This is a genomic window from Pseudomonas sp. JV414 (genome assembly GCF_032424305.1).
Taxonomy (GTDB): domain Bacteria; phylum Pseudomonadota; class Gammaproteobacteria; order Pseudomonadales; family Pseudomonadaceae; genus Aquipseudomonas; species Aquipseudomonas lini.
In genome coordinates this window covers 382,903-396,138 of sequence record NZ_VYKC01000020.1, presented here as the reverse complement: position 1 = coordinate 396,138, position 13,236 = coordinate 382,903, and the positions used below count along the sequence as shown (strand labels likewise).

Annotated in this window: 11 protein-coding genes; 10 read left to right on the top strand and 1 reads right to left on the bottom strand. The window is 58.9% G+C overall.

Going from position 1 to position 13,236, the window contains the following annotated elements:
- Nucleotides 1-150: 150 nt before the first annotated feature.
- The 3 genes from gap (at nucleotide 151) to F6R97_RS21490 (ending at nucleotide 3,363) form a co-directional block, all read left to right on the top strand.
- Nucleotides 151-1,152 carry a type I glyceraldehyde-3-phosphate dehydrogenase gene (gene gap, locus F6R97_RS21500; protein ID WP_038981975.1) on the top strand — a complete coding sequence of 334 codons (1,002 nt, stop codon included), beginning with the start codon at nucleotides 151-153 and terminating at the stop codon, nucleotides 1,150-1,152.
- A 188-nt stretch (nucleotides 1,153-1,340) separates the two neighbouring features.
- Complete coding sequence (locus tag F6R97_RS21495) at nucleotides 1,341-1,805, top strand: methylglyoxal synthase (RefSeq protein WP_007903352.1); 465 nt, start codon at nucleotides 1,341-1,343, stop codon at nucleotides 1,803-1,805.
- Nucleotides 1,806-2,022: 217 nt separating this feature from the next.
- The gene (locus F6R97_RS21490) at nucleotides 2,023-3,363 is read left to right on the top strand and encodes a CoA transferase (RefSeq protein ID WP_315867060.1); all 1,341 of its coding nucleotides are present in this window, start codon (nucleotides 2,023-2,025) and stop codon (nucleotides 3,361-3,363) included.
- Between the two features lie 110 nt (nucleotides 3,364-3,473).
- Here the strand turns inward: F6R97_RS21490 and arcD (F6R97_RS21485) are convergent, their stop codons facing one another.
- Nucleotides 3,474-4,901 (bottom strand): arginine-ornithine antiporter, encoded by a 1,428-nt coding sequence (gene arcD, locus F6R97_RS21485; protein WP_038981973.1) that lies wholly within the window; start codon nucleotides 4,899-4,901, stop codon nucleotides 3,474-3,476.
- Nucleotides 4,902-5,346: 445 nt separating this feature from the next.
- On the opposite strand from arcD (F6R97_RS21485), the gene arcD (F6R97_RS21480) reads away from it, so the two are divergent.
- The 7 genes from arcD (F6R97_RS21480) (at nucleotide 5,347) to gcvH (ending at nucleotide 13,226) form a co-directional block, all read left to right on the top strand.
- Nucleotides 5,347-6,774 carry an arginine-ornithine antiporter gene (gene arcD, locus F6R97_RS21480; protein ID WP_038981972.1) on the top strand — a complete coding sequence of 476 codons (1,428 nt, stop codon included), beginning with the start codon at nucleotides 5,347-5,349 and terminating at the stop codon, nucleotides 6,772-6,774.
- 35 nt (nucleotides 6,775-6,809) lie between these two features.
- Nucleotides 6,810-8,066: an arginine deiminase gene (gene arcA / locus F6R97_RS21475; RefSeq protein ID WP_038981971.1), complete on the top strand. Its 1,257-nt coding sequence runs from the start codon at nucleotides 6,810-6,812 to the stop codon at nucleotides 8,064-8,066.
- 69 nt (nucleotides 8,067-8,135) lie between these two features.
- Complete coding sequence (locus F6R97_RS21470) at nucleotides 8,136-9,146, top strand: ornithine carbamoyltransferase (protein WP_038981970.1); 1,011 nt, start codon at nucleotides 8,136-8,138, stop codon at nucleotides 9,144-9,146.
- 182 nt (nucleotides 9,147-9,328) lie between these two features.
- Entirely contained in the window at nucleotides 9,329-10,258 is a 930-nt protein-coding gene (gene arcC / locus F6R97_RS21465) for a carbamate kinase (protein WP_038981969.1), read from the top strand.
- 12 nt (nucleotides 10,259-10,270) lie between these two features.
- A complete protein-coding gene (locus tag F6R97_RS21460; RefSeq protein ID WP_038981968.1) occupies nucleotides 10,271-10,633 on the top strand; it encodes a DUF5064 family protein in 363 nt (120 codons plus the stop codon).
- 238 nt (nucleotides 10,634-10,871) lie between these two features.
- Nucleotides 10,872-12,380 carry a sigma-54-dependent transcriptional regulator gene (locus F6R97_RS21455; RefSeq protein ID WP_038981967.1) on the top strand — a complete coding sequence of 503 codons (1,509 nt, stop codon included), beginning with the start codon at nucleotides 10,872-10,874 and terminating at the stop codon, nucleotides 12,378-12,380.
- A gap of 471 nt (nucleotides 12,381-12,851) precedes the next feature.
- Nucleotides 12,852-13,226: a glycine cleavage system protein GcvH gene (gcvH, locus tag F6R97_RS21450; protein ID WP_050683193.1), complete on the top strand. Its 375-nt coding sequence runs from the start codon at nucleotides 12,852-12,854 to the stop codon at nucleotides 13,224-13,226.
- Nucleotides 13,227-13,236 lie beyond the last annotated feature (10 nt).

Below are 13,236 nucleotides of genomic sequence, written 5' to 3'. Positions count from 1 at the left end.
GATGACAGACGGTTTTCTTGATCATTCGGACCAGTTGATTCAGGTCACTCGTTGTAGATAAAACAAAATATTGCCACTAAAAAGGCTTGTTTTCTATTTTTTTGCGAATAATCTTGTAATTCCAACAACAAAACGACGGCGGCGCTGTAAATGACTCTTCGAATCGCAATCAATGGTTTTGGCCGTATCGGCCGTAATGTCCTACGCGCACTGTATACCCAAGGTTATCGTCAGGATCTGCAGATCGTAGCGATCAACGACCTGGGCGACAGTTCGATGAATGCTCACCTGCTCAAGTACGACACTGTTCATGGCACATTCGATGCCGAAGTCCAGCACGATCAGGAAAGCCTGACCGTCAACGGCGACCGTATTTCGGTCAGCGCCATTCGCAACCCGGCCGAATTGCCTTGGGCCGCGGAAAAGGTCGACGTCGTGTTCGAATGCACCGGTCTGTTCACCGACCGTGCCAAAGCCGCCGCGCATATTACGGCCGGCGCGCGCAAAGTGATTATCTCAGCCCCGGCCAAAGGCGCCGACGCCACCGTGGTTTATGGTGTTAACCACGACATTCTGCGCCAATCGCACCAGATCATTTCCAACGCCTCGTGCACCACCAACTGCCTGGCCCCAGTGGCCCAGGTGCTGCACCGCGAGCTGGGCATCGAAAGCGGTTTGATGACCACCATCCATGCCTACACCAACGACCAGAACCTGACCGACGTCTATCACACCGACCCGTACCGCGCCCGTTCCGCCACCCAGAACATGATCCCGAGCAAGACCGGCGCCGCTGAAGCAGTAGGCCTGGTGCTGCCGGAACTGGCGGGCAAACTGACCGGCATGGCGGTGCGTGTTCCAGTGATCAACGTGTCGCTGGTGGACCTGACCGTGCAGCTCAAGCGTGAAGCGTCGGCCGATGAAGTCAACGCGATGCTCAAACACGCCAGCCAGCACTCGAAGATCCTGGGTTACAACACCCTGCCGCTGGTTTCCAGCGACTTCAACCATAACCCTCTGTCGTCGATCTTCGACGCCAACCACACCAAGTCCAGCGGCAAGCTGCTCAAAGTGCTGGCCTGGTACGACAACGAATGGGGCTTCTCCAACCGCATGCTCGATAACTGCCTGGCGCTCTGCAACGCAGAATAAACAGCTCGACACCTGTGTCGACGCGGACCTGTAGGAGCTGCCGCAGGCTGCGATCTTTTGATCTTGATTTTTTGTCGGCCTCACAGCCGCCAGGATCAAAAGATCGCAGCCTGCGGCAGCTCCTACCGGGTATTTGCAACGGCGAAAGTGCATTGTCGCAGGCGCATTACGCCTGGGAGAAGCAAGCGATGATCGGTATCAGCTTTACGCAAAAAACCCTGGCAGCGCGCAAGCGTATCGCCCTGGTTGCCCACGACCACTGCAAAGTATTTTTGCTGGACTGGGCCGAGCGGCAGAAAGACAAACTTGCGCAACATGAACTGGTCGCCACCGGCACGACGGGGTTGTTGTTACAACAACGCCTCGACCTGCCGGTGGAAAGCATGATCAGCGGTCCTCTGGGCGGCGACCAACAACTGGGCGCGCGAATCGCCGAGCAGCGGGTCGATATGCTGGTGTTCTTCTGGGACCCGTTCGAACCGCAACCCCACGACCCTGACATCAAGGCGCTGCTGCGGGTCGCGGCGGTGTGGAACATCCCGGTGGCCTGCAACGAGTGCAGCGCCGATTACCTGCTCAGCAGCCCGTTGATGGATCAGGCTCACGAACACCGCATCCCGGATTACGCGACCTATCTGCTGGGGCGTGGATGAAGCGTGACCAGTTCCGGGTTTAGCAACAATCAGAAATCCTTGTGGGAGCTGGCTTGCCTGCGATGGCGGTGTGTCAGCCGAATCCTATTGGCTGATACACCGCCATCGCAGGCAAGCCAGCTCCCACAGGATCGGGTATTCGGCCGGCGATCGGCGTTTTCATCTAATCGAGCGGTATTTTGATCTATGCTCGGGCTCTCGTTCCGGAGGGCCTTCGATGACTGGTTTACTCACGTCTATTCAAGCCGCGCTCGGCTTGCCGCACACCCCAATCCCGTTTACCTCGAGTGGCGCCCTGCCCTCGGCGTTTGCCGTCACCGACCTTGCCTGCGCGAGCATTGCCGCCGCCGGTCAGGCTGTCAGTGAATGGCTGCAACAACACACCGGCCGTTTGCCTGCCCTTGAAGTCGACCGGCGCCTGGCGTCGTTCTGGTTCGCAACGTCAATCCGTCCCATGGGCTGGAGCGTTCCACCGTTGTGGGACCCGGTTGCCGGTGACTATGCGACCAAGGACGGCTGGATCCGCCTGCACACCAACGCGCCTCATCATCGTGCCGCCGCTGAAAGCGTCCTCGGCGCCTGTGCCGACCGCGCCGCGATGGCGAGCAAGGTTGCGCAATGGGTGAAAAGTGATCTGGAACAGGCCGTAGTTGATGCCGGTGGTTGCGCGGCCGAAATGCGCAGCTGGTCGCAATGGCAAGCGCATCCCCAAGGTTTGGCGGTGAACGCCGAACCGTTGATTCAGTTCAGCGCCGACAGCGCCGACAGCGGCGAAAACGCGAAGCCGTGGCGGGGTTCGGTGGCGCAACCGCTGGCGGGCATCAAGGTGCTGGATTTGACCCGCGTGTTGGCCGGCCCCATCGCCAGCCGATTTCTCGCCGGCCTCGGTGCCGATGTTTTGCGCATCGACCCTCCAACCTGGAACGAACCGGGTGTGGTGCCGGAAGTCACTTTGGGCAAACGCTGTGCGCGCCTGGACTTGCACAACAATGACGACCGCGCAGTGTTCGAAAGTCTGCTCAAGGACGCCGATATCTTGCTCCACGGCTACCGCGCCGATGCATTGGAAAGGTTGGGTTACGGTGTCGCCGCGCGGCAAAAACTGGCACCGGGCCTGATTGATGTGTGCCTCAACGCCTACGGTTGGAGCGGCCCCTGGCAGAACCGTCGAGGGTTCGACAGTTTGGTACAGATGAGCAGCGGGATTGCCGAAAAGGGGATGCAGTGGAAGAAAGCGAACAAACCGACACCGCTGCCGGTGCAGGCGCTTGATCACGCCACCGGGTATTTGATGGCGGCTACGGCGATCACGTTATTGGGTCGTGGCGGGTCGGCCAGGTTGTCGTTGGCGCGGACCGCCAAATTGCTTATTGAACATGGCGCGGGGACCGATGAGGCGTTGCGGGCGGAGGATGACAACGATCAAGGGATGTTGGTTGAGCAGACACCATGGGGACCGGCCCACCGACTGCAGGTGCCACTGAAAATCACCGGGACACCGCTGCAGTGGGCGCTGCCGGCCGGGGAATTGGGTTCCCATCGCGCGCAGTGGTGGTGACCATCAGATAGCTATCGCGGGCAAGCCACGCTCCCACAGGAGAACACATATCACCTGTGGGAGCGTGGCTTGCCCGCGATGAGGCCCGAACAGTCACCGCAAATACCGGATCACAAAGACAGTATCCCGCTGTACAACCCATACGCCGCCAGCCCCGCCCCGGCAACCACACAGCTGAAAATTCCCTTCTCCACCAACGTAAACAACGGCCTGCCCTGTTCCCGCTTGGCCTGGGCAAACAGAATCACCCCCGGTGCATACAACAACGCCGAAAGCAGCAGGTATTTCACGCCCCCGGCATACAACAACCAAACCGCGTAAGACAGGGCAATGCCGCCGATCAGCAAGTCTTTCGTGCGCTCGGCCGACGCATGCTCATAGGTTTCCCCTCGCCCGCTCAACAACACCGCATACGCCGCCGACCACAGGTACGGCACCAGAATCATCGATGAGGCGAGGTAAATCAGGCTGGTGTAAGTGCCGGCGGAAAACAGTGTGATCAGCAGAAAAATCTGGATCATCACGTTGGTCAGCCACAGCGCATTGACCGGCACATGGTTGGCGTTCTCCTTTTTCAGGAAGGCTGGCATGGTCTTGTCTTTCGCGGTGGCGAAGAGGATTTCAGCGCACAGCAGCGCCCACGACAACAAGGCCCCCAGCAGCGAAATCGCCAAGCCGATGCTGATCAGCAACGCGCCCCAAGGGCCGACGATATGTTCCAGTACCGCAGCCAGCGACGGGTTCTGCAAGGTGGCCAATTCCGGTTGGCTCATGATCCCGAGGGATAACACGTTCACCAGCACCAGCAGCGCCAATACCCCGATAAAACCGATGACCGTCGCCCGGCCCACGTCCGAACGTTTCTGCGCCCTCGCCGAATACACACTGGCGCCTTCGATACCGATGAACACGAACACGGTGACCAGCATCATGTTGCGCACCTGGTCCATCACGCCGCCGAAATTCGGGTTGCTGCGGCCCCAAATGTCGCGGGTGAAGATGTCCGCCTTGAAAGCCACAGCGGCGATGACGATGAACATGATCAGCGGCACGATCTTGGCCACGGTGGTCAGTTGATTGATGAACGCCGCCTCCTTGATTCCGCGCAGCACCAGAAAATGCACCGCCCACAGCAGCACCGACGCGCAGCCGATGGCGATCGGCGTGTTGCCTTGGCCAAACACCGGAAAGAAATAACCGAGCGTGCTGAACAGCAGCACGAAATAACCGACATTGCCCAGCCAGGCGCTGATCCAGTATCCCCAGGCGGAGGAAAAACCCATGTAATCGCCGAAACCGGCCTTGGCGTAGGCATATACCCCGGAGTCCAGTTCCGGCTTGCGATTGGCCAGGGTCTGAAAGACGAAAGCCAGGGTCAGCATGCCCACTGCAGTGATCGCCCAACCAATCAATATCGCCCCGGCATCGGCACGCGCCGCCATGTTTTGCGGTAAGGAAAAAATCCCGCCGCCAACCATCGATCCCACCACCAAAGCGATCAGCGCACTCAGGCGAAGCTTTTGCGTCGGTTGCGACATTCGGCGTCTCCATTAACCCCGCCGCGCTATCGCCGCGAGACCGTCACATAGTCGGTTTTTTACTAAATAGATAAAGCGTAATAACGTTTATCAATTAACGCCAATCTTGCCTTTATTTATAACTGATCACGCTATTGCAGCATCCGGAAATAGCGGTTTTGTCGGTAGATCCTAATAAATCAATATCACTGCAAAATCAAACGACCAATACTTGCCAAAACAAAAAAACAAACTAGCGTCTAAACTTCAACTGATACGCTTTATTTCTTTCACTTTTATCCGAGGCCTCTGCACAGGGCTTTCCGGGCATTAGCCTTATACCTGTAAAAGCCCCATAACTCTTTACTTAACAATGGAATGTGACCATGCATTGATCTAAGTCAGATGATTGAACAGCGAACAAAACTAACCTGTTTTCTCTCTTCTCCTGCACTGGAGTCATGCAATGTCTGAATCCCCCGGAAAACTGAAGCTCGGCGCCTTGGTTGCATTGGTTGTCGGCTCAATGATTGGTGGCGGGATCTTCTCTTTGCCCCAGAACATGGCCGCCAGTGCAGACGTCGGTGCCGTTCTTATCGGTTGGGCAATTACCGCAGTGGGCATGTTGACCCTGGCCTTCGTGTTCCAGACCCTCGCTAATCGAAAACCTGATCTGGACGGCGGTGTTTACGCCTACGCCAAGGCCGGTTTCGGCGACTACATGGGTTTCTCGTCCGCTTGGGGTTACTGGATCAGCGCCTGGCTGGGTAACGTTGGTTACTTCGTACTTTTGTTCAGCACCCTCGGCTACTTCTTCCCCATTTTTGGCGAGGGAAATACTGTCGCTGCCGTGATCGGTGCGTCGGTGCTGCTCTGGGGTGTGCATTTCCTGGTATTGCGCGGAATCAAGGAAGCAGCGTTCATTAACCTGGTGACCACCGTCGCCAAAATCGTACCGCTGCTGCTGTTTGTCCTGATCGCGATTTTCGCGTTCAAACTGGACATCTTCACCGCCGACATCTGGGGCGTGAAAAACCCTGACCTGGGCAGCGTGATGAACCAGGTGCGCAAGATGATGCTGGTCACCGTGTGGGTGTTCATCGGCATCGAAGGCGCGAGCATCTTCTCGGCCCGCGCGGAAAAACGCAGCGACGTTGGTAAAGCCACCGTCATCGGTTTCATCACCGTGTTGCTGTTCCTGGTGCTGGTGAATGTGCTGTCGCTGGGGATCATGACCCAACCGGAATTGGCCAAACTGCAGAACCCGTCCATGGCCGCCGTGCTGGAACATGTGGTCGGTCATTGGGGCGCGGTGCTGATCAGCGTCGGCCTGATCATCTCATTGCTCGGTGCGCTGCTGTCGTGGGTGTTGCTGTGTGCAGAGATCATGTTCGCTGCCGCCAAGGACCACACCATGCCGGCCTTCCTGCGCAAGGAAAACGCCAACCATGTGCCGGTCAACGCGCTGTGGCTGACCAACGCCATGGTCCAGCTGTTCCTGATCATCACGCTGTTCTCGGCCAGCACTTATCTGTCGCTGATCTACCTCGCCACTTCGATGATTCTGGTGCCGTACCTGTGGTCGGCGGCTTATGCGCTGCTGCTGGCGGTGCGCGGCGAGAGCTATGAAAACGCTATAGCCGAGCGCAGGAAAGACCTGTTCATCGGCGCCGTTGCGTTGATCTACGCGGTCTGGCTGATCTATGCCGGCGGCGTCAAATACCTGCTGCTCTCCGCCCTGCTCTATGCGCCCGGCGCGATCCTGTTTGCCAAGGCCAAGCTTGAAGTCAACAAACCGGTTTTCACCAACGTCGAGAAGCTGATTTTCGCAGCAGTTGTCGTGGGCGCCCTGGTGGCAGCTTACGGGCTGTATGACGGCTTCCTGACTCTGTAACACCTGACCCATTTGTCATCTGGAGGATCACTGTAATGACCACCGAAAAAGTTAAGTACGGCGTCCATTCCGAAGCCGGCAAACTGCGCAAAGTCATGGTTTGCTCCCCCGGCCTGGCCCACCAGCGGCTGACCCCGAACAACTGTGACGAACTGCTTTTTGATGATGTGCTGTGGGTTGCTCAAGCCAAGCGTGACCATTTCGACTTTGTCACCAAGATGCGCGAACGCAACATCGATGTGCTGGAAATGCACAACCTGCTGACCGACATCGTCGCCATTCCAGAAGCACTGGACTGGATTCTGGAACGCAAGATCACCGCCAACTCGGTCGGCCTTGGGCTGGTCAACGAAACAGGTTCCTGGCTGCGTAGCCTGGAGCCGAGAAAGATTGCCGAATTCCTGATTGGCGGCGTCTCCGCCGATGACCTGCCGGACAGCTTCGGCGGCAAGACCATTCAGATGTTTCGCGAATTTCTTGGTCACTCCAGCTTCATTCTGCCGCCGCTGCCCAACACCCAGTTCACCCGCGACACCACCTGCTGGATCTACGGCGGCGTGACGTTGAACCCGATGTACTGGCCGGCGCGCCGTCAGGAAACGTTACTGGCCACTGCCATCTACAAATTCCACCCGCAATTCACCAACGCCGACTTCCAGATCTGGTACGGCGATCCGGATCAGGACCATGGCAGCGCCACCCTTGAGGGCGGCGACGTGATGCCGATCGGCAACGGCGTGGTGTTGATCGGCATGGGCGAGCGTTCGTCCCGACAGGCCATCGGCCAATTGGCGGTCAACCTGTTCAAGAACAAGGCGGTCGAGCGGGTGATCGTCGCCGGCCTGCCGAAGTCCCGCGCAGCGATGCACCTGGACACCGTGTTCAGCTTCTGCGACCGCGACCTCGTGACCATTTTCCCGGAAGTGGTGAACCAGATCGTCGCCTTCAGCGTGCGCCCTGATGAAAGCAAACCGGGCGGCGTCGATATCCGCCGCGAAGAAACCAGCTTCCTCGACACCGTGGCCAAGGCCCTCAACCTGAAAGCGCTGCGCGTCGTCGAAACCGGCGGCAACAGCTTCGCCGCCGAACGCGAGCAATGGGACGACGGCAATAACGTGGTGGCGGTGGAACCAGGCGTGGTGATCGGTTACGACCGCAACACCTACACCAACACTCTGCTGCGCAAGGCTGGCATCGAGGTCATCACCATCAGCGCCGGTGAACTCGGTCGCGGGCGTGGCGGTGGCCACTGCATGACCTGCCCGATCATTCGCGACCCTATCGACTATTAACTTTCAAACCCTGGCCGCCGCTTATCCAGCGCGGCCCGGGGGATAACCGATACCAAAGGAGATCCAATCATGGCTTTCAACATGCGCAACCGCAGCCTACTGAGTTTGATGCACCACACCACTCGCGAGCTGAACTACCTGCTGGACCTGTCCCGTGACCTCAAACGCGCCAAGTACACCGGCACCGAGCGTCCACACCTGCAAGGCAAGAACATCGCACTGATCTTCGAAAAAACCTCGACTCGCACCCGTTGCGCCTTCGAAGTCGCGGCCCACGATCAGGGCGCCCACGTCACCTATATCGACCCGGTGTCGTCGCAGATCGGCCACAAGGAAAGCATGAAAGACACCGCCCGCGTGCTCGGGCGGATGTTCGATGCCATCGAGTACCGCGGCTTCGAACAGGAAATCGTCGAAGAGCTGGCGAAGTTCGCCGGCGTGCCGGTGTTCAACGGCCTGACCGCTGAATTCCACCCGACGCAAATGATTGCCGACACCCTGACCATGCGTGAACATAGCGACAAACCGCTGCACGACATCAGCTACGCCTACCTCGGCGACGCGCGCTACAACATGGGCAATTCGCTGCTGATGATCGGCGCCAAGCTCGGCATGGACGTGCGCATCGCTGCACCGAAAGCGCTGTGGCCGCATCAGGACTTCATCGATCAGTGCCAGGCCTTCGCCGCCGAAAGCGGCGCGCGCATCACCATCACCGAAGACCCGAAAGCAGCGGTCAAGGGCGTGGACTTCATTCACACCGACATCTGGGTGTCGATGGGCGAGCCGGTTGAGGCGTGGGACGAGCGCATCGAGCAACTGCTGCCGTACCAAGTCAACGCCGAAATGATGAAAGCCTCGGGCAACCCGCGCGTGAAGTTCATGCACTGCCTGCCAGCATTCCACAACAGCGAAACCAAGGTCGGCAAAGACATCGCCGCGCGCTATCCGCACCTGGCCAACGGGGTTGAAGTGACCGAAGAAGTCTTCGAATCACCGGCCAACATCGCCTTCGAGCAAGCGGAAAACCGCATGCACACCATCAAGGCGATCCTGGTGTCGGCGCTGGCGGATATCTAAGGACCGATCCGGTTCCTCCTGCAGGAACAAAGCCCCTGTGGGAGCTGGCTTGCCTGCGATGGCATCGCCTCGGTCTGTCAGATACACCGAGGTGATGCCATCGCAGGCAAGCCAGCTCCCACATTGACCGAGTTCCAACCGGGGCCGAATCGCCCGCAACCTCTGTTTAGAAGGACTGCATTATGCGTATCGTCGTTGCTCTGGGCGGTAACGCCCTGCTCCGCCGGGGTGAACCCATGACCGCGGACAACCAGCGCGCCAACATCCGGATCGCCACCGAACAGATCGCCAAGGTTTATCCCGGCAATCAACTGGTGATCGCTCACGGTAATGGCCCGCAAGTTGGCCTACTGTCGCTGCAAGCCGCGGCCTACACCCAGGTTTCCGCTTACCCGCTGGACGTGCTCGGTGCCGAAACCGAAGGCATGATCGGCTACATCATCGAACAGGAACTGGGCAACCTGCTGGACTTCGAAGTCCCGTTCGCCACCCTGCTGACCCAGGTCGAAGTCGACGCCAACGACCCGGCGTTCCAGGCCCCCAGCAAACCCATCGGCCCGGTCTACACCAAGGCCGAAGCAGAGAAACTCGCCGCAGAGAAAGGCTGGGCGATTGCTCCGGACGGCGACAAATTCCGCCGCGTGGTCGCCAGCCCGAGACCGAAACGCATCTTCGAAATCCGCCCGATCAAGTGGCTGCTGGAAAAAGGCAGCATTGTGATTTGCGCCGGCGGTGGCGGCATCCCGACGATGTACGCCGCCAGTGGCAAACTGCAGGGCGTGGAAGCGGTGATCGACAAGGACCTGTGCTCAGCGCTGCTGGCCGAACAACTTGAAAGCGATCTGTTGGTGATTGCCACCGACGTTAGCGCGGCGTTCATCGACTTCGGCAAACCCACCCAGAAAGCCATCGCCCAGGCCCACCCGGATGACATGGAAAAACTCGGCTTCGCGGCCGGCTCCATGGGACCAAAGGTCCAGGCGGCCTGCGAGTTCGCCCGCCATACTGGAAAAACCGCGGTGATCGGTTCACTCTCGGATATCGAGGCGATCGTCCAGGGCAAGGCCGGCACGCGTATCAGTACGGCGACACCTGGCATAACTTACTTGTAAGGAGAGACGTCAATGGCAACGTTTGAGCCCGGTCATCTGCACATCGAGCGCCACGCGCTGACCCCGGATGATGTCAACTACAACGTGCACCTTGACTATGAGGTCACGCAGGATCCCAAGAAAGGCAAAGGGATGCTGTTCACCCTGCACGGCAGCATGCAGGGAAAGGACATGAAGGAGACCTTCTTTCTGCCCAAGGAGGAGGCTTACAACTTCGCCAACAACGTGACAAAAATCGCCGAGAAGTACGGAATCCCGAAGACACACAGCCAGATCGGCTCGATTCACAAGCATTACGATTTAATGTTTGAAGACATCCGCAAGCAGTTGGATATGAAATCCGGCGACCCGGTAAACCTCGAGAACTTCGAATAACCCACTGACCTTGTGGGAGCGGGCTTGCTCGCGATGACGGACTTTCATTCGCTATGGAAACCGACTGAAAGACCGCGACACACGACCTGTAGGAGCGAGGCTTGCCCGCGAAGCTTTTAGCGGTCTCGATGGCCTCTTCGCGGGCAAGCCTCGCTCCTACAATTAGCACGTACATTTCACCTAAGACCCGCCCCAAGGCATACTTGCCACCCTCCGCACTCCAGAACCCAACCGCCCCATGCGTATCCACGTCAGCTTCATCGACCGCGTCGGCATCACCCAGGAAGTCCTGGCCCTGCTCGGTGGGCGCAATCTCAATCTGGATGCGGTGGAAATGGTGCCGCCCAACGTCTACATCGACGCCCCGACCTTGAGCCCGGCAGTGCTCGAAGAGCTGCGCGACGCGCTGTTCAGCGTGCGCGGCGTGCAAGCGGTGACGGTGGTCGACATCCTTCCCGGCCAGCGCCGTCACTTGCAGCTCGACGCGTTGCTCGCCGCCATGACCGACCCGGTGTTGGCCCTCGACAGCGCTGGCAAGGTGCTTCTGGCCAACCCGGCATTGATTGCCCTGTACGGCCGCGAACCGGCAGGTGAAAGCATCAGCGAGCTGTTTGCCGACCCGGCGTTGCTCGACGCATTGCTGGAAAACGGCTTCCGCCTGCCGCTGAGGGAGATCACCGTCAACGGCCAGACCCTGCTGCTGGACGCCACGCCGATCACCGACGCCGGCGCGCTGCTGACCCTGTATCAACCGAACCGCATCGGCGAACGCCTCTCGGCACTGCACCACGACCATGCCGAAGGCTTCGATGCCCTGCTCGGTGAATCCCCGGCGATCCGTACGCTCAAGGCTCGCGCTCAACGGGTTGCGGCCCTCGATGCACCGTTGTTGATCCAGGGTGAGACCGGCACCGGTAAAGAACTAGTGGCCCGCGCCTGCCACGCCATCAGCGCTCGCCACAGTTCGCCGTTCCTGGCCTTGAACTGCGCGGCACTACCGGAAAACCTCGCCGAAAGCGAACTGTTCGGCTACGCCCCCGGCGCCTTCACCGGCGCGCAACGGGGCGGCAAACCGGGACTGATGGAACTGGCCAACCAGGGCACGGTATTTCTCGACGAGATCGGTGAAATGTCGCCGTACTTGCAGGCGAAATTGCTGCGTTTTCTCAACGATGGCAGCTTCCGTCGGGTCGGTGGCGATCGCGAAGTGAAGGTCAATGTGCGGATCCTCAGCGCGACCCACCGCGATCTGGAAAAAATGGTCAGTGAAGGCACCTTCCGCGAAGACCTGTTCTATCGCCTCAACGTGCTGAATGTTGAAGTGCCGCCGTTGCGCGAGCGCGGCCAGGACATTCTGCTGCTGGCGCGCTACTTCATGCAGCAGGCCTGCGCGCAGATCCAGCGACCGGTCTGTCGTCTTGCGCCGGGCACTTATCCCGCGCTGCTGGGCAACCGTTGGCCGGGTAATGTGCGGCAACTGCAGAACGTGATCTTCCGTGCCGCGGCGATTTGCGAAAGCAGCCTGGTGGACATCGGCGATCTCGACATCGCCGGCACCTCCGTGGCGCGCCAGAGCGACAGCGAGGTCGACAGCCTTGAACAGGCCATGGAAGAGTTCGAGAAAACCCTGCTGGAAAAGCTCTACGTCAGCTACCCCTCGACCCGTCAACTGGCCAGCCGCCTGCAAACCTCCCACACCGCGATTGCCCATCGGTTGCGTAAGTACGGCATACCCAACAAGCCCTGAATGCCCCTGCCTTCGGTCGCATGCTTACCCTTGTATCGGGCCGTGCGCTTATCCATGTAGGAGCTGCCGAAGGCTGCGATCTTTTGACTTTAGCTTTGTAGCGCCTGGGACAAGATCGCAGCCTTCGGCAGCTCCTACGGGTCGGATTTCAATTCAAGGGTTTCTAACCTGTGTAAAAGCGACCTCCATCTGTACTGAAAGCGCTACAGTGGAACGATATCGATACACTCTCTCCTGATCACCGCTGTGCAAGGCTTTGATCCACCTCAGCTTTTTTCTTCAGTCTGTACTGTAGCGATTTCGCTACAGCCAGCCCTTCTCCGCTTTCCGCAAAAACCAATATCCCATTGATTTATAACGAATAAACAACATTGGCCGCGTTTTTGCTTAGTAACCACCTATAAAGAAGGGCTTTTTGCCCAAGCATTCAATCGCGTCCACCAGACGAGTCTGGCCCCCTTAGGAGTTTCCATGAGCGAGTTGCGTTTTACTGAAGATCACGAATGGCTGCGCACCGAAGCTGACGGCACCGTCACAGTCGGCATCACTGCTTTCGCGCAGAACGCCTTGGGCGACGTGGTTTTCGTACAACTGCCTGAGCTGCAGTCCTACGACAAAGGCGCTGAAGCCGCCACCGTGGAATCGGTAAAAGCCGCCAGCGGCGTGTACATGCCACTCGACGGCGAAGTGCTGGAAGTGAACCCGGCGCTGGACAGCAGCCCTGAACTGGTCAACGAAGATCCGCTGGGCGAAGGCTGGTTCTTCCGCTTCAAGCCAACCGACGCCTTGGCTGTCGGCCAACTGCTGGATCAAGACGCTTACGACCGTCTGATCGCCCAAGCCTGAGGAGCGCTGA